Here is a 16,994-nt window from a genome sequence, read left to right on the forward strand (position 1 = left end):
CTTGGCTTTGCAAACTTCGCAGATGGGGTGAAGTTTGCGGAATTCTTATTGATCTGGCCCGGATTCAGGGGCTTCGTCGTTGCAATATCTCCAGCTCTCCCGCTATATCGGACTTCCTTCCATCCTACCCCACGCAAAAGGATAAGAGCCTTGGCGAAACCAACGACGCCGCGTCCTTCACGCGCAACGGCAAAGGCGGCTGCACCCGCCGCCGGCGCGGACCATAACCGGCCTCGCCCTGAAACTCCCACTGATTACAAGGCATCCAAGGAAGAGTTGCTGGAATTCTACCGACAGATGGTCCTCATCCGCCGGTTTGAAGAAAAAGCCGGGCAGCTTTACGGCCTGGGCCTTATCGGTGGCTTCTGTCATCTTTACATCGGCCAGGAAGCGGTTGCCGTCGGCATCCAGTCGGCGCTCAAGCCCGGCAAGGACAGCGTTATCACCGGCTATCGCGACCATGGCCACATGCTGGCCTATGGTATCGACCCCAATGTCATCATGGCAGAACTGACTGGCCGTGAAGCGGGCATTTCCCGTGGCAAGGGCGGTTCGATGCACATGTTCAGCGTCGAACATAAATTTTACGGCGGCCATGGCATTGTCGGTGCGCAGGTGTCGCTGGGCGCAGGGCTGGGCTTTGCGCACAAATATAATGGCGATGGCGGCGTGTGCGTCGCCTATTTCGGCGACGGCGCGGCCAACCAGGGCCAGGTCTATGAATCCTTCAACATGGCCGAACTGTGGAAGCTGCCGATCATTTTCGTCATCGAAAATAATCAGTACGCCATGGGCACCAGCGTCAACCGCTCGTCGGCCGAGGACCAGCTCTATCGTCGGGGCGAAAGCTTCCGCATTCCCGGTATCCAGGTCAACGGCATGGACGTGCTGGCCGTGCGCGGCGCGACCGAGGAAGCGCTCAAATGGGTGCAGGGCGGCAATGGCCCCATCCTGCTGGAAATGAAAACCTACCGCTATCGCGGCCACTCCATGTCCGACCCGGCCAAATATCGCTCGCGTGAGGAAGTCCAGGCGATGCGCGACAAGTCCGACCCGATCGAGGGCGTCAAAGCCTATCTCTCCGCGCAAGGCGTGGGTGAGGACGAACTCAAGAAGATCGATCAGGACATTCGCAAGATCGTCAGCGAAGCCGCTGATTTTGCTGAAACGTCGCCTGAGCCGGAGATGGCTGAACTCTATACAGACGTGCTGGTGGAGCAATATTAATGGGTATCGCAATCAAGATGCCGGCGCTCTCGCCGACGATGGAAGAGGGCACGCTGGCCAAATGGCTGGTCAAGGAAGGTGATGAGGTCCGTTCGGGCGACATTCTGGCCGAAATCGAAACCGACAAGGCGACGATGGAATTCGAGGCGGTCGACGAAGGCAAGATCGGCAAGATCATGATTGCCGAGGGCACCGAAGGCGTGAAGGTCGGCACCGTGATCGCCGAAATGGCGGGCGAGGGCGGCGAAGAAGCTGCGCCCGCACCCAAGGCCGAAGCCAAGGAAACGCCCAAGGCGGACGCCGCGTCCGAAGCGCCGAAGAAGGCCGAGAGCGGCACGTCCAAGCTGGCCAGCAACGTCAAGGCGTCGGTTCAGGATCCTGCCATCCCCGAAGGCACCGAGTTCGTCAAAACCACGGTCCGCGAAGCGCTGCGCGACGCCATGGCCGAGGAAATGCGTGCCGATGAGCGCGTGTTCGTGATCGGTGAGGAAGTCGCCGAATATCAGGGCGCCTATAAGGTAACGCAGGGGCTGCTCGACGAGTTCGGCGCCAAGCGGGTCATCGACACGCCGATCACCGAATATGGCTTTGCCGGCATCGGCACCGGCGCGGCGATGGGCGGTTTGCGCCCGGTCGTGGAATTCATGACCTTCAACTTCGCCATGCAGGCGATCGCCCACATCATCAACTCGGCGGCCAAGACCAATTATATGTCCGGCGGCCAGATGCGTTGCCCGATCGTGTTTCGTGGTCCCAATGGCGCGGCCAGCCGCGTGGGTGCGCAGCATAGCCAGAATTACGGCCCCTGGTATGCCGCCGTCCCCGGCCTGATCGTCATCGCCCCTTATGATGCTGCCGATGCCAAGGGGCTGCTCAAGGCCGCGATCCGCAGCCAGGACCCGGTCGTGTTCCTTGAAAACGAACTGCTCTACGGTCGCAGCTTCGACGTGCCCAAGATCGATGATTATGTCCTGCCGATCGGCAAGGCACGGATCATGCGGCCGGGCAGCGACGTCACGCTGGTCAGCTATTCGATCGGCGTTGGCCTTGCCCTCGAAGCCGCCGAGACGCTGGCGGCAGAAGGTATCGATGCGGAAGTCATCGACCTGCGCACCCTGCGCCCGCTGGATACGGCGACGGTGCTGGAAAGCCTGAAAAAGACCAACCGCCTTGTCGTGGTGGAAGAAGGCTGGCCGACCTGCTCGATCGCGTCGGAAATCGCCGCCGTGGTCATGGAACAGGGCTTTGACGATCTCGACGCCCCGGTCCTGCGCGTCGCGAACGAAGACGTGCCGCTGCCCTATGCCGCGAACCTGGAAAAGGCAGCCCTGATCGATTCGGCCCGCGTCGTCGCAGCGGCGAAGAAGGTCTGCTACAAATAAATATCAGGGAGCGGGCGGCGGACAAACGCCGCCCGTTTCTTCTTTCAGTCGCTACGGCCCGTCAGGAGCAGGTCGAGGCTGTGACATTTTCCGAATTGTAAACCTTGGACAGATCGCGGCTGTCGCGGACATTGAAGGCTGATGTTTCGGTGATGTCATTAAGCGGCAACCAGAATAACGGCATCAGCCTTTTGTAACGATATCGGATTTCTACGAACATCACGGCGGTTCCGGCTGCGGCCTTCAATTCCTTGCCGGTCGGTCCCATGCCCGCGAACGATGTACCCGTTGCGCCAGTGCCCTGCGTGCCATAGGCCGAGGCATAGTTGACCGCTCCAAAACAGCGCTGCCATTTGATCGTCTGCCCGCCATCGCCGTTGCGTTGCAGGCTGGACAGGATGATGCGGCTGTTGGCTGCCAGGTTCAGGCCCGATGCCTGAAGATCCGCGCCGATGAACACATCGTTGATTTCCGCTTCGCTGATCGGCTTGTCGTTGATCGCGCTTTGCGCGCCCATGCGGGACGCATTGTCCGACACCATCACGCCCAGTTCGCCGACCCGTTTTACCGTGATGGCATAGTTGGTCAGTTCCAGCGCCGATGTCGTCAGGATCATGAGGAAAGGCAGTACCATGGCGAATTCCACCAGCGCCATGCCGCTTTCACTGCGCCGCAGACTGCGCGCATGATGTCGCCATCCGTTGCGAAGGGCGGAAGGGGAAGTCAGGATCGCGGTCATGCTGTGATCTTCATATGCAATTGCCGGTGAGGGGTTCGGACTGCTTGTCGAAGGGCTGGTTGCGCAGGATGGTGCTGGACGCCATGGTCACTTGTTGCGACCAGCCCAGCAGATAGGCCATCGGGAAGATGCGATTGTAGCGCAGCGTCACGGTATAGATGGTCACGTCTTTCGCACCGCCCTGGCCAGTCACGCCTGAATCCAGATCGCGCACATTGTTGCCGTTGGCGTCATCGAAGGTTTCGTTATTGTTGCATATGCCGTCGCCATTCCCGTCGACAAAGGCTTCGGCCTTCGATTGCGCGCGGCCATAGGATTTGTACGCCATGCGCGAGAAGCTGAAATCGCCGCCCGCCACGAGGCGCTTTACCGACGCTTCCACGACCCCGTCGAGCGCATCGCGATTGGCTTGGGTTGCCGTTTCCAGCGCCGATGCGCGCCCGGCTGCCTGTACCTCCCCGCTCAAAATCGCCCGCGCATAAAGATAATAGGCAGTGTCGAACAGGAACATCAGGATGAGGATCAGTACCGGCGCGACAAAGGCGAATTCCAGGACCGTCACCCCGCGCTTGTCACGGCGCAGGGCGCGCAGCAGCCCCCTGCCGGGCCATCGCGAGACAGCGCGTTTCATCGTGTGATCCGCAATTGGGCGATCTGCGACGCGATCTGGGAGAAGGTCGTCGTCAACTGATCGGCATTGTCCGCCTGATAGGCACGGCCCGGCGATGCGCAGTTCGACAGTAGCGTCGTGAGATTGGTGCCGAAGGCGATGACCCAGACGGTGATATTCTTCTGGGTCTTGGCAATCGTGCACAATTCAGTGAGACGAGCTTCCGTGATGGCATTCTGATCGGCGTTGGTTGGGATGGACGCCGTGGATGTCCGGCGCCGGGACACGGCGGACACACCCCATGCGTCATAGCTGCCAATGCGCGTGTCGGTTTCACCGTCGGTCATGAAGATGAGGTTGCGGGCGTAGCGCCCGGTCGATTCCGCTGCTGCATGCTCGGCCGCGAACAAGCCTTCGCGTGACATGAGACGCAGGCCCCAGAGCATGCCGATATCATGATAGGTAAAGCCCGCCGTCGTCAGCCCTTTCATATAGGTCGACAGGGTAGAGGAGTCGATTTCCGCCAGCTTGCGCGCATAGGTCGGACAGGCGGCATATTGGTCGGTTGACCCATTGGGCGTGTAATAGTTGGTCGTGGAATTGGGCGACACGACGCGGGTGTAGGTCGGCGCCGAACCGCTATATTCCCAGCCCGACGTCGAGGTTGCACCACTGGCGCGGCGGCCATAGACAACCCCAGGGAGGAATGGCTTCCATTGCGTTTCAGGCTTGGCCGGATCGGGAATCAGATCGATGTCCATGTCGTAACGGGGAACATCAGTCCCTTCATTGTTGCGACGGGTGGCGCGTTCCTCGATGCAGGCGTTGGCCTGAGTCCAACTGATTTTTCGAGCCGCGGTGAAATTATTGGATACTGGTGCTGTGAAAAAGCCGCCGCTGACCAGTTCATCGCCCGAACCGGCGCCCTTCAAATCGGCCGCGGGGTATGTCACTGGCTTGTAGATCCAGTGATAGGCTGTCCCATCCGCATTCTGGTCACCGGCATTGGGATTTTCTGACACAGTCTGGGTATAGGTTTCGATCAAATTATTATAGTTGGTCGGCGTTATCCAGCACACGCCTTTATTCAGGCCTGCCGAATAGGTGACGCCGTTGCGCGTCCGGACGCGTGTCCGCGATCGGGGCAGGGCGGTGGCGGACGGCGACCATGCCGACCATGCGGTGTAGGTATCGCTCAGCGAATTTGCCGGCGCGGAGCATGTTTCCGAAGAGCCCTGATATTTGGTGCCCGTCGACGTATTGCCACTATCCACGACAGATGTGTTGGTAGTGATGGTTCCGCCCTGTGTTGACCCAGGAATAACCGACGTTCCGTCCGGCACGCGGGAATCATAGACCGGATTGTCCTGAATCCAGTTGCGCTTGAGCAACATGCCGACATTGACCGTCGAGGAATAGGGCACGAAACCATAGCGGATATGACTGCCCGCCGGCTTCACCTGTTGCAGGGCATTGTAGAAATTCTGGACGGCGGTGCGTAGCACGGCGATGCGGCTTTCGCTGTCGCCGGGGTTGACGTCGTTCATCGACAGGGTGGTGTCGAGCACGAACATGACGTCCGTGTTGGGCAGTTGCAGGTCCGCCGTGCATTCAGCCGAAATGGTACGGCTGCTGAAGCCGAACAATTTCATCAGCGTCATGGGCACCGCGACGGACGCGGTGCCGGTCACGGCGCCGGTGTTTGATGCGGCATAGTGGATCGTGGGTGCCCCAGCGCCATATTTGTTGGCGGGAAAATTCAGATTGAAGAAATTCTTGGCGGTTTCTTCATTGCTGTTTGCGCCGGTCGTCCAGGTAATGCCGGACATGGAGCGGCGCCCCGCCAGCGCGCCCGCGTCGCATGCCTGCTGAAGGCGGGTCTTGGCCAGATAGAGCCGACTGACGTCGATACCCCCGCCGATCAGGCCCGCCAGCGGGAAAATCGCCGCGGCAACGATGGCAAGGACATTGCCAGCCTCGTTATGTGCCAACCGGGCCATAAACCCGTTCGTCCGATTGATCTGCTTGCCCATCTGTCCGCAATCACCCATGTCGCGCCCAACACCCCCCATGTCCGGGCGGGGCAATTCTGTTCGCCTATGCAGGCACTCTGGTTAGAATGTGTATGAGGAAGATGGTTAAAGGACCGATAACTACCGTGCCTGATGATGGCCTTTCCCCGCTGGCGACGCTGCTGAGCGCCCATGCCGGGGCGGACGGGGCGCGGCATCGGGCGATCTGGGCCTATGATCGGCGGCTGGCGCATATCGCGCGATCGACCAGCGAGCCCACGATCGGCCAGATGCGGCTGGCATGGTGGAATGACGTCATCGACGATGCATCGGGGACGAAGGGGCAGGGGGAGCCAGTGATCGACGCGATGCGCGCGACGGGCGCCGCCGCCGCGCCGGGACTGGTCGCGATGATCGACGGCTGGGAAATATTGGTGGTGGAGCCGGAAATCGATGTGGCGAGCCTGCGCAGCTATGCGGCGGGACGCGGCGGCGGGCTGTTCCGCGCCCTGGCGGGGGAGGCGGACGCCCCCGACTGGCTGGTGCAGGCGGGGCAGGTGTGGGCACTATGGGATCTTTCGGGCCATGTCGGCGATGATCGGCTGGCCGATGAAGCGTTGGCGCTGGCCAAGCAACTCGTGACGGACCCGCCACCCGCCTGGCCGCGCGCCTGGAAGCCGCTGCGGATCGCCTATACGCTCGCCCGGCAGGATGTGCTGGCCGGACGCCGCGCGCCCGCCGCCATGCCGCGCGCCTTGGCGTTGCGGCTGTTGCGGGTTGCGCTGTTCGGGCGCTAGGATAGCTTGGAGAAGCAGCCGGGGAGAATAAGGGCATGGGGCGATTGCTGGCAGGCGCGATGGCGATGCTGCTGCTGATCGCGGGCGGCCTGTTCTGGTGGCAGGGGCGAGCGAGCAACCAGCCGGTCCCGCAACTCGCATTCGCCCCGCCGCCACCGCCGCCGGTCGAGAGCCTGCCGCAGGGCGATCCAGACGCCATCGGCGACGCGCCGCCCATGCCGGCCGAGGCCAGCCCGCAAAGCCGCGAGCAACGGCGTTTTGCCCGTTACGACCGCAATCGCGATGGCGTCATCACCCGGATCGAGATGATGGGCAGCCGGACCAAGGCGTTCAAGGCGCTCGACAAGGATGGCGACAATCTCCTCTCTTTCGAGGAGTGGGCGGTCGCGACATCGGATCGTTTTGGCGCGGCGGACGGGAACAAGGACGGCAAGCTCACCCCGGCGGAGTTCGCGGCGACAGCGCCCAAACGCAGCGCAAAGCCCAAGTGCAAATGCTGATTCGTGTTCCCGCGCAGGCGGGAACCCAGTCCCACGCTCCGAACTAGGCTCCCGCCTGCGCGGGAGCACCTTGTTGTTCAGGCGATCTCCATCTCGCCCAGCCACGCCCCCAGCGACGCGCGCGCGCGCGCCGTATAGGCCTCCTTGCGCTGCTTTTTCTTCACCTCGTCCAGTGTCGGAAACAGGCCGAAATTGACATTCATCGGCTGATAGTCGGCACTCACGACATTGCCCGTCACATGGCCAAGCAGCGCGCCCAGTGCGGTGTCGGCGGGCGGCGGCGTCATGACGCGGCCCTGCAATTCCGCCGCTGCGAACCGCCCGGCCAGCAGCCCGATCGCGGCACTTTCGACATAGCCCTCGCACCCCGTCATCTGCCCGGCAAAGCGGATATGCGGCGCGCTTTTGAGGCGCAGCGTCGGATCGAGCAGCTTGGGCGACTGGATGAACGTATTGCGATGCAGCCCGCCCAGCCGCGCAAATTCGGCCTTTTCCAGCCCTGGTATGGTCCGGAACAGTTCGACCTGCGCGCCATGTTTCAGCTTGGTCTGGAACCCGACCATGTTCCACAACGTGCCGCTGGCATTGTCCTGCCGCAGCTGCACGACGGCATAGGGCCAGCGCCCGGTGCGCGGATTGTCCAGCCCCATCGGCTTCATCGGCCCATGACGCAGCGTTTCCGGGCCGCGTGACGCCATCACCTCGATCGGCATGCAGCCCTCGAAATAGGGGGTGTTGGCCTCCCACTCCTTATACTCGGTCTTTTCGCCGTCGATCAGACCCTGGACGAAAGCCTCATATTGCTCCCGGTTCATCGGGCAGTTGATATAATCCTTGCCCTCGCCACCGCCGGGGCCGATCTTGTCCCAGCGATTGGCCATCCAGCATTGATCCATGTCGATGCTGTCATGATGGACGACCGGCGCGATCGCGTCGAAAAAGGCCAGATGCTCCATGCCAGCCGCCTGGCCGATGCTGGCCGCCAGCGCAGGCGCGGTCAGCGGCCCGGTCGCCACGATGGTCATGCCGGACGTGGGCAGCGTGTCGATGCGTTCGCGGACAATCTCGACATTGGGATGATCGGCAAGCGCGCGGGTGACGCCACCTGAAAAGACGTGCCGATCCACCGCCAGGGCGGAGCCGGCGGGCACCTTGGCCGGCTCGGCCTGCGCCATGATGACGGAATCGAGCCGCCGCATTTCCTGATGCAGCAGCCCTACCGCATTCTTGTCGGCATCGTCGGATCGGAAACTGTTGGAACAGACCAGTTCAGCGAGGCCCTCGGTCTGGTGCGCTGGGGTCATATCCCCCGCGCCGCGCATTTCCGACAGGCGCACCTTCACCCCCGCCTGCGCCAATTGCCACGCCGCCTCGGACCCGGCCAAACCGCCGCCGATGATATGCACCTGATATTCTGTCACTGATCCGCCTTGATGTCGCACTTCTGCTGTTCGGGCCACGGCCTATAGACCAAGGTGACGCGGCAGGACAGGGCAGTGATGCAGCTTCATAGCCATGCGATCGTCATGGCGCGGACCGGCGGGCGCTCAAGCCCCCACCAATGCGCGCTCGCCATAATAAGCGCTCTCGTCCAAAATCCCCTCGCGCTTGGCGACAACCACACCCACCAGCACCTGCCCCGTGACGTTGACCGCCGTACGGCCCATGTCGAGGATCGGGTCGATCGCCAGCAGCAGCCCTGCGCCCTCCAGCGGCAGACCGAGAGTCGACAGGGTCAGCGTCAGCATCACGGTCGCGCCGGTCAGGCCAGCCGTTGCTGCCGAACCGATCACCGATACCAGCGCGATCAGCGCATAATCGACCGCGCTCAGCGGGATGCCGTAAAAGCCCGCGACGAAGATCGCCGACAGCGCGGGGTAGATCGACGCGCAGCCGTCCATCTTGGTGGTCGACGCCAGCGGAATGGCGAAGGCGGCGTAGCTCTTGTCGACGCCCAGCCGTTCGGTCACGGCTTCGGTGACCGGCATGGTGCCGACCGAGGAGCGGGAGACGAACCCCAGCTGGATCGCGGGCCATGCCTTCGCAAAGAAGGGCAGGGGTTTCAGGCCATGGGCGATCAGCAGCGTGGGGTAAACGATCAGCAGGACGATCGCCAAACCCAGATAGATGGCGCCGGTGAACACGCCCAGCCGTGCCAGCGCGTCCCAGCCATAGGTCGCGACCGCCGCGCCGATCAGGCCTGCCGAGCCGATCGGCGTCAGGCGGATGACCCAGCCCAGCAGTGCCCGCACGACCGCCAGCAGGGACCGGACGAAGGCAAGGAACGGCTCCGCCTTCTCCCCGACCTTCAGCGTCGCCAGCCCGACGGCGATGGCGATGACCAGCAATTGCAGGATGTTGAAACCGATGCTGGTGCTGGCCGTGCCATCCGCACCGACCGAGGTGCTGCCGCTCAGCGCCAGGCTGTTGCCCGGCACCAACCCTTTGAGGAAATCGAGCCAGCCGCCCACGGAGTCCGGCTGCTTGGTGGCAAGCGCAGCGGTGCTCAGCCCCACGCCCGGCTGGACGATCAGGCCGATGGCAAGGCCGATGATGACCGCGATCAGGGCCGTGATGGCAAACCATAACAAGGTCTGCCCGGCCAGCCGCGCGCCATTGTCGAGCGCGCGCAAATTGGCGATCGACGCGACGATGGCCGCGAACACCAATGGCGGGACGATGGCTTTCAGCAGGGAAACGAAGATCGACCCGACCGTCTGGAGCGTGGTTGCCAGCCAGTTGAGGTCGCCATCCGGTCCCGCGCCGATCTGGCGGGCGACAAGGCCCAGCGCCAGTCCGGCGACCATGCCGACCAGCACCTGAAATCCGAAACTGCGATAGGGTAGGGCCATGGCTGAACGTCCTGCGGGGCTAAGGCCGATCAATATGGGACGACGACATATAATTGCGCGCAAGCAAAAATTGCGCCGGGTTTAGTTTTTGCCGGGGTGGGGCCTGTCTGCATCCTCCCCTTACAGGGGAGGTGGATGGCGGAGCCAGACGGAGGGGTGTCACCCTCTCGATAGGATGACACCCCTCCACCATTCGCTACGCGAACGGTCCCCCTCCCCTTAAAGGGGAGGAATGGGTGGAGCACTGCCCACCACTATGCCACATTGCCGGGCAAATGAATTGAAAGGGCATATATGAACTGGCGACTGGGGCTGTTGGCGGGCGCGGCGGCGATGCTGCCACAAGGGGCGATGGCGGCGGCTGACCCGGCGGCGGCGAAGGATATATTGATGCGCTCGGTCGCCTTCCGCACGGTCGAGGGGGCGGGGCAGGTGCCAAAGCTGGCGGCCTATTACGCATCGGTACTGAAAAGCGCTGGCTTTGCCGATGCGGACATCGTCATCACGCCAATGGGCGAGACGGCGACGCTGGCCGCGACGATCAAGGGGCGTGACGCCAAGCTCAAACCGCTCCTGATGATCGGCCATATGGACGTGGTGGCGGCGGATCGGGCGGACTGGACCCGCGACCCCTTCGTCCCGGTCGAGGAAAATGGCTATATTTTCGGGCGCGGTGCAGAGGACAATAAATATGACGTCGCGATGATGGTCGCGACGCTGGCGCAACTGAAAAAGCAGGGCTGGACCCCGCGCCGCACCGTCATCCTGCTGCTGTCAGGCGATGAAGAAACCGCGATGGTGACGACCAGGGCGCTGGCGGCGCAATATAAGGACGCGGAAATGCTGCTGAACGGCGATGGCGGCGGCGGCCTGCTGAATGAGGAGGGGAAGCCGGTCCTCTATCTGTCTCTTATACACATCTAGATGTGTATAAGAGACAGATATAAGGACGCGGAAATGCTGCTGAACGGCGATGGCGGCGGCGGACTGCTGAATGAGGAGGGGAAGCCGGTCCTCTATCAATTGCAGGCCGGTGAGAAGACCTATGCCGATTTCGAAATCGCCTTCACCGATCCGGGCGGGCATTCGAGCGCGCCGACGCCGGGCAATCCCATCTATCGGCTGGCCAAAGCAATCGACAGGATCGCCGCCTATCAATTCCCCGCCATGCGCAATGAACTGACCAGGGCGTCGCTGGCGCTGTCGGCAAACCGGATCGGCGGAGAGGTTGGCGCGGCGATGCGGCGTTATGCCGAAACGGGCGATGCGGCGGCGGCGGAATTGCTGTCGACCAGGCCGGAATTTGTCGGGCAGGTCCGCACCACATGCGTCGCCACCATGGCGCAGGCGGGCCATGCGCTCAACGCCCTGCCACAGAGCGCCAGGGTGATGGTCAATTGTCGCATCTTCCCCGGCGTGGCTATTGAGGCTGTAAAGGCGGAACTGGTGAAAGTGGTGGCCGACAGCGGCGCGACCGTCAAAACGCTGGGCGATCCGCTGGCCAGCGATGCGTCACCCCTTCGCGCCGACGTCATGAAGGTGGTGCGCGACGCGGTAACCGCCCGTTCGCCTGACATCATAGTCATGCCCGGCATGTCGGCGGGCGCGACCGACAGCCTCTATTTCCGCGCGCTGGGGGTGCCGAGCTACGGCGTCTCCAGCCTGTTCATGAAGGCGGAGGATGGTTTTGCCCACGGTCTGAACGAGCGGGTGCCGGTGGCGGGGATCGGGGAGTCGCTGCTGCAATGGGACACTGTGCTGCGGGCATTGGCGAAGTAGAACGCAACCTCCGTTCGCCCTGAGCGAAGTCGAAGGGCTCGCCCGACCAGCGGGAGGGCACTTCGCTTCGCTCAGCCCGAACGGTGAGGATATTACCCCCGCGCCACCGCATTGGCGGCCGACAGCACGGCCTGAACCGATGCGGTCGCGACGTCGGCGTCGGTTCCCACGCCGAATATCGTGCGCCCGTCGGGTGTGCGGCATTCGACATAGGCGGCGGCGTTCACATCGCTGCCCGATCCGATCGCATGTTCGCTATAGTCGGCGATTTCCAGTTCGACGCCCAGTTCCTCGCGCAGCGCGGCCAGCACGGACGACAGCAGGCCGTTGCCACGCCCCGAAATTGAGCGTTCGCCGCCCTTGTGCGCGATCTTGCCGGTGAAGATGCGGTCGCCTGCCGCGCCGCCTTCCTGATAGTCGATCAGGCGATAGGCCTGTTCGCCGCCCAGATGATAATGGTCTTGGAACGCGGTCCAGATGTCGGCGGCATTGAGCTCGCGGCTGGACTGGTCGGCCATGCCCTGCACCACGCGGCTGAAATCGGCCTGCATCCGCTTGGGCAGCTTGAAGCCCTTGTCCTGCTGCAATACCCAGGCGACGCCGCCCTTGCCCGACTGCGAATTGACCCGGATCACCGCCTCATAGTCGCGGCCCAGATCCTTGGGGTCGATCGGCAGGTAAGGGACGTCCCAGATCAGGTCGTTGCGCGCTTCCTGCGCGGCAAAGCCCTTCTTGATCGCGTCCTGGTGGCTGCCGGAGAAGGCCGTGAACACCAGTTCGCCAGCATAGGGATGGCGCGGATGGACGGGCAGTTGATTGCAATATTCGACCGTCTGAATGACCTCATCAATGTCACTGAAGTCCAGACCGGGGTTGATCCCCTGCGTGTACATGTTGAGCGCCACCGTCACCAGATCGCAATTGCCTGTGCGCTCGCCATTGCCGAACAGACAACCTTCGACACGATCCGCGCCCGCCATCAGCCCGAGTTCCGCCGCTGCAACGCCAGTACCGCGATCATTATGCGGGTGCAGTGAGATGACGACACTATCGCGCTTGCTGATATGGCGGCACATCCATTCGATCTGGTCGGCATAGATGTTGGGCGTGGCGCACTCGACCGTCGCGGGCAGGTTCAGGATCAGCGGCTTGTCGGGCGTGGGCATCAAAATGTCCATCACCGCCTCGCAACATTCCAGGCTGAAATCCAGTTCAGCGGTGGAGAAGGTTTCGGGCGAATATTCAAAATGCCAGTCGGTATCGGGCTGGGCCGCCGCATTGTCGCGCAGCAGCTTGGCAGCGGTGACGGCGATCTCCTTGATTTGCGGGCGCTCCATTCCGAACACGATCCGCCGCCAGGCAGGCGACACCGCGTTATAGACATGGACGATCGCCTTCTTCGCGCCGCGCAGGCTTTCGAACGTCGTCGCGATCAGATCCTCACGCGCCTGCGTCAGCACCTGCACCATAACATCGTCGGGAATGCGCCCATCCTTCACCAGCGCGCTGATGAAGTCGAATTCGGTCGCGCCAGCGGACGGGAAACCGACCTCGATCTCCTTGACGCCGACTTTCACCAGCAGGTCGAAGAAGCGGCTCTTCTTCTCCGCATTCATCGGGTCGATCAGCGCCTGATTGCCATCGCGCAGATCGGTCGAGAGCCAGCGTGGGGGGCTGGTGATGACATTGCCCGGCCATTGGCGGTTGGGCAGGTCGATCTGGGGGAAGGCGCGATATTTCTGGGATGGATCAGTCAACATCATGGGTCAGCTACTTCTTTTGCGAACGGGCGCGCGGCTATTCGTTGGCGCGCAGCCCGGTTAACGATGATCAGCGAAAAGGAAGCCCTTAGGCGTATCGTTGCTGCCCATAATCGAAAGACAGCGCAAAAACCACGCCTAAGGGCGTGTAAGTCGTAGCAGGGGAAGAAGCGTCGCGCTCTGCATGATGGGGACGGCATAGCCGCTTTTGTGGCGGGGCGTCCAGTGGTTATTGCCCAACCCGGATCCGTCATCCTGACGAAAGTCAGGATCCAGGGTCCGGCACACAGCGCCGGACGCTCTGGACCCCGGAGCAAGTCCGGGGTGACGGAGGTGGATTGATGGCCTTACTTCTGGAACGCGGCGACGATTTTCAGTTCGATCGCGTCGCCAACCATCGGCACGCCATAGGCCATGCCGAAATCGCTGCGCTTGATCGTCGTGGTCGCGACGAAGCCGACATTTTCCTTGCCGCCCGCCATCGCCGGAGCCTTGCCCGCGCCATAAAGTTCAGCGTCCAGCGTCACGGGCTTGGTCACACCCTTGATCGTCAGATTGCCGGTGATGTCCGCGCCGGTCGCGCCATCGGGCTTCACGCTGGTCGACACGAAGGTCGCGGTCGGGAATTTGGCGGCGTCAAAGAAATCCGCCTTCATCAGATGCTCGTCCAGCTTGGGTACGCCCGTGCGCAGATTGGCGACCGTGAAGGTGACGGACACTTTGGACGCGGCCGGGTTCGCCTTGTCCAGCGTCAACGTGCCGGTCGGTTCGGCGATGGTCCCCATATTGCTGGTGAAACCCATATGGTCCCACGCAAAAACCACCTGGGTATGGCCCGGATCGACGGTGTAGGTGCCGCCTGTCACCTTGGCCGGATCCTTGGTGCCGGGCGCGGTCATCGGCGCCTGCGCGATCAGGACGGTGCCGCCGGTCAGGGCGATCAGGGCAGCGGCGGGGATGAGATATTTTTGCATGGGAAAACTCTCCACAACGATCAAGGGGCGCTACCACAATAGGCAGCGCCCCCGACAAGTTCCAGAGCCGTAACCAGAAACGGATCGTTCCCCCTTCTGGCGCTGTCACGAGATCAAAAATCCTCCCCTTTGAGGGGAGGTGGATGGCCGAAGGCCAGACGGAGGGGTGTCGCCCTCACGATAGAGTGACACCCCTCCACCACCGCTACGCGGCGGTCCCCCTCCCCTTGCAGGGGAGGAATGATCGGTCAGTTCTTTTCCTGATCCACCAGCTTGTTGGCGGCGATCCAGGGCATCATCGCGCGCAGCTTGGCGCCGGTTTCCTCGATCGGGTGACGCTTGGCCGCGATGCGGCTGGCCTTCAGCTCCGGCTGACCGGCGCGGTTGTCGAGCACGAAGTCCTTGACGAAGCGGCCCGACTGGATGTCGGCCAATACGCGCTTCATTTCCTTCTTGGTTTCTTCGGTGATGATGCGCGGGCCGGTCTTGATGTCGCCATATTCGGCGGTGTTGCTGATCGAATAGCGCATGTTGGCGATGCCGCCTTCATACATCAGGTCGACGATCAGCTTGAGCTCGTGCAGACATTCGAAATAGGCCATTTCGGGTGCGTAACCGGCTTCCACCAGCGTTTCGAAGCCGGCCTGGACCAGCGCAGTCGCGCCGCCGCACAGCACGGCCTGCTCGCCGAACAGGTCGGTTTCGCATTCCTCGCGGAAGTTGGTTTCGATGATGCCGCTGCGTCCGCCGCCAACGCCGCTGGCGTAGGACAGGGCGATGTCATGGGCGTTGCCGGTTGCGTCCTGATAGACGGCGATCAGGCAGGGGACGCCGCCGCCGCGCTGATATTCGCTGCGCACGGTGTGGCCCGGACCCTTGGGCGCGATCATGATGACGTCCACATCCTTGCGCGGTTCGATCAGACCGAAATGGACGTTCAGGCCATGGGCAAAGGCCAGCGCCGCGCCGGGGCGCAGATTGGCGTGGATGTCGTCGGCGTAGATGGCGGCCTGATGCTCGTCGGGGGCCAGGATCATGAGGACATCGGCCCAGGCGGCGGCTTCGGCGTTCGGGAACACCTTGAACCAGGCGCCTTCGGCCTTCTTGGCCGACGCCGAACCGGGGCGCAGCGCGATGGCGACTTCCGCAACGCCGCTGTCGCGCAGGTTTTGCGCATGGGCATGACCCTGCGAACCATAGCCCAGAATAGCGATCTTCTTGCCCTTGATCAGGCCGATGTCCGCGTCGTGATCGTAATAAACCTTCATGAGTGTCTCTTCCCTCGAACCGTGCCATTTTCCTCGCCCCTTCAGGGGAGAGGATACGAAATCTTGGCGCGGCCAAGCCGTGCCTAGATGAAGTTGGAGAGGAGGACCGCTGTGTCAGCCCTCTCTCCAGCTGCGACCAGGCAGTCGATCAGAGTCATGTGCTCTAAATCGACTGCCTGGTCTCGCTTCCTCTCCCCGCCGGGGAGAGGAGAATTCAGGTTAAATCGCTTCTTTCCCCCGGATCAGGCCGACCACACCGGTGCGGCCAACCTCGACCAGGCCGATCTGGCGCATCAGGCCGACGAAATTGTCCACCTTGTCGGTGGTGCCGGTGATTTCGAAAATGAAGCTTTCGATCGTCGTGTCGACCACCTTGGCGCGGAACACATCGGCCAGGCGCAGCGCCTCGATCCGGTCCTCGCCCGTGCCGGACACCTTGACCAGCGCCAGTTCGCGTTCGACGAACGGGCCGCTTTCGGTCAGGTCCGTCACCTTGTGCACCGGGACCAGCCGGTCGAGCTGGGCGATGATCTGGTCGATCACCTTGGGCGGGCCATTGGTGACGATGGTGATGCGGCTTACGCCATGATCCGGGGTGATGTCGGCCACGGTCAGGCTGTCGATATTATAGCCGCGCGCGGTGAACAGGCCCGCGATGCGCGCCAAAATGCCGGCCTCGTTCGAGACGGTCAGCGACAGGACGTGTCGCTGGCTCAATTCTTCCTGAATATGCATCAGATGCTTGTCCCGTTTTCCTGCTCTGCGTCCCCGTCCGCCTTGTCGGGTCGCTGCGAAATCATCGCCGTAAAGGCATAGTGCCAGCCGCCATCCTGCCGGTGGGCGAGGCGGACGGGGAAGCCCGTAACCGCATCGAACATCCGGCTCAGATGCTCGCCCACATAGCGCGGGCCGATCAGCAGCGTGCCGATATGCCGCTCATGATGGTCGAACCCCTGGTCCAGATGCACTTCCCATTCGTCATTGTCCGGGTCGGCATGGTCGATGGTCCAGCCGGTCAACTCGGCGCTGCCCACGTTCCGCTCGAAATCCCATGGTTCCGTGACGTGAATGCGCAGTTTCAGGTGCTGCGTCAC

General features: G+C 62.5%; 14 protein-coding genes and 2 pseudogenes. 6 read left to right on the forward strand and 10 right to left on the reverse strand.

Features of this window, described 5'->3' with window-relative positions:
* Nucleotides 1-150: 150 nt before the first annotated feature.
* Complete coding sequence (gene pdhA, locus FE851_RS05425) at nucleotides 151-1,227, forward strand: pyruvate dehydrogenase (acetyl-transferring) E1 component subunit alpha (RefSeq protein ID WP_026002681.1); 1,077 nt, start codon at nucleotides 151-153, stop codon at nucleotides 1,225-1,227.
* Nucleotides 1,227-2,609, forward strand: coding sequence for a pyruvate dehydrogenase complex E1 component subunit beta (locus tag FE851_RS05430; RefSeq protein WP_145200526.1), 1,383 nt, complete (start codon nucleotides 1,227-1,229; stop codon nucleotides 2,607-2,609). Before pdhA ends, FE851_RS05430 begins: the two co-directional genes overlap by 1 nt.
* 61 nt (nucleotides 2,610-2,670) lie before the next feature.
* Here FE851_RS05430 and FE851_RS05435 read toward each other — a convergent pair whose 3' ends face one another.
* Genes FE851_RS05435 through FE851_RS05445 form a run of 3 tightly spaced genes read right to left on the reverse strand, consistent with a single transcriptional unit; the run spans nucleotide 2,671 to nucleotide 5,958 of the window.
* The gene (locus FE851_RS05435) at nucleotides 2,671-3,348 is read right to left on the reverse strand and encodes a TadE/TadG family type IV pilus assembly protein (RefSeq protein ID WP_145200529.1); all 678 of its coding nucleotides are present in this window, start codon (nucleotides 3,346-3,348) and stop codon (nucleotides 2,671-2,673) included.
* Nucleotides 3,349-3,358: 10 nt separating this feature from the next.
* Nucleotides 3,359-3,979 carry a TadE/TadG family type IV pilus assembly protein gene (locus tag FE851_RS05440; RefSeq protein WP_017184669.1) on the reverse strand — a complete coding sequence of 207 codons (621 nt, stop codon included), beginning with the start codon at nucleotides 3,977-3,979 and terminating at the stop codon, nucleotides 3,359-3,361.
* On the reverse strand, nucleotides 3,976-5,958 hold the full coding sequence (locus tag FE851_RS05445) for a TadE/TadG family type IV pilus assembly protein (protein ID WP_261370856.1): 1,983 nt from the start codon (nucleotides 5,956-5,958) through the stop codon (nucleotides 3,976-3,978). The genes FE851_RS05440 and FE851_RS05445 overlap by 4 nt, the downstream gene beginning before the upstream one ends.
* A 158-nt stretch (nucleotides 5,959-6,116) precedes the next feature.
* Between FE851_RS05445 and FE851_RS05450 the strand changes: the two genes are divergently transcribed.
* Together FE851_RS05450 and FE851_RS05455 are read left to right on the forward strand one after the other, a co-directional pair.
* Nucleotides 6,117-6,767 carry a hypothetical protein gene (locus tag FE851_RS05450; RefSeq protein ID WP_145200532.1) on the forward strand — a complete coding sequence of 217 codons (651 nt, stop codon included), beginning with the start codon at nucleotides 6,117-6,119 and terminating at the stop codon, nucleotides 6,765-6,767.
* A gap of 35 nt (nucleotides 6,768-6,802) precedes the next feature.
* Nucleotides 6,803-7,267, forward strand: a complete 465-nt coding sequence (locus FE851_RS05455; RefSeq protein ID WP_017184666.1) for an EF-hand domain-containing protein — start codon at nucleotides 6,803-6,805, stop codon at nucleotides 7,265-7,267.
* Nucleotides 7,268-7,344: 77 nt separating this feature from the next.
* Here the strand turns inward: FE851_RS05455 and trmFO are convergent, their stop codons facing one another.
* Both trmFO and FE851_RS05465 read right to left on the reverse strand, forming a co-directional pair.
* Nucleotides 7,345-8,688 carry a methylenetetrahydrofolate--tRNA-(uracil(54)-C(5))-methyltransferase (FADH(2)-oxidizing) TrmFO gene (trmFO, locus tag FE851_RS05460; protein ID WP_026149581.1) on the reverse strand — a complete coding sequence of 448 codons (1,344 nt, stop codon included), beginning with the start codon at nucleotides 8,686-8,688 and terminating at the stop codon, nucleotides 7,345-7,347.
* A gap of 126 nt (nucleotides 8,689-8,814) precedes the next feature.
* The gene (locus tag FE851_RS05465; RefSeq protein WP_145200535.1) at nucleotides 8,815-10,119 is read right to left on the reverse strand and encodes a dicarboxylate/amino acid:cation symporter; all 1,305 of its coding nucleotides are present in this window, start codon (nucleotides 10,117-10,119) and stop codon (nucleotides 8,815-8,817) included.
* A 294-nt stretch (nucleotides 10,120-10,413) separates the two neighbouring features.
* Between FE851_RS05465 and FE851_RS27225 the strand changes: the two are divergent.
* Nucleotides 10,414-10,989, forward strand: a pseudogene (locus tag FE851_RS27225) (M20/M25/M40 family metallo-hydrolase); the annotation flags it as partial.
* Between the two features lie 69 nt (nucleotides 10,990-11,058).
* Nucleotides 11,059-11,898: pseudogene (locus tag FE851_RS27230) on the forward strand (peptidase dimerization domain-containing protein); the annotation flags it as partial.
* 92 nt (nucleotides 11,899-11,990) lie between these two features.
* Here FE851_RS27230 and leuA read toward each other — a convergent pair.
* The 5 genes from leuA to FE851_RS05495 all read right to left on the reverse strand — a co-directional run bounded on the left by leuA (nucleotide 11,991) and on the right by FE851_RS05495 (nucleotide 16,994).
* Nucleotides 11,991-13,661, reverse strand: coding sequence for a 2-isopropylmalate synthase (leuA, locus tag FE851_RS05475; RefSeq protein WP_017184662.1), 1,671 nt, complete (start codon nucleotides 13,659-13,661; stop codon nucleotides 11,991-11,993).
* A gap of 344 nt (nucleotides 13,662-14,005) precedes the next feature.
* Entirely contained in the window at nucleotides 14,006-14,632 is a 627-nt protein-coding gene (locus FE851_RS05480; protein ID WP_017184661.1) for a YceI family protein, read from the reverse strand.
* Between the two features lie 248 nt (nucleotides 14,633-14,880).
* A complete protein-coding gene (gene ilvC, locus FE851_RS05485) occupies nucleotides 14,881-15,900 on the reverse strand; it encodes a ketol-acid reductoisomerase (protein ID WP_145200538.1) in 1,020 nt (339 codons plus the stop codon).
* Between the two features lie 219 nt (nucleotides 15,901-16,119).
* Nucleotides 16,120-16,635, reverse strand: coding sequence for an acetolactate synthase small subunit (gene ilvN, locus FE851_RS05490; protein WP_017184659.1), 516 nt, complete (start codon nucleotides 16,633-16,635; stop codon nucleotides 16,120-16,122).
* Nucleotides 16,635-16,994: a hypothetical protein gene (locus tag FE851_RS05495; protein WP_017184658.1), complete on the reverse strand. Its 360-nt coding sequence runs from the start codon at nucleotides 16,992-16,994 to the stop codon at nucleotides 16,635-16,637. The genes ilvN and FE851_RS05495 overlap by 1 nt, the downstream gene beginning before the upstream one ends.

The organism is Sphingobium sp. B2, from assembly GCF_007693735.1.
Lineage (GTDB): Bacteria > Pseudomonadota > Alphaproteobacteria > Sphingomonadales > Sphingomonadaceae > Sphingobium > Sphingobium xenophagum.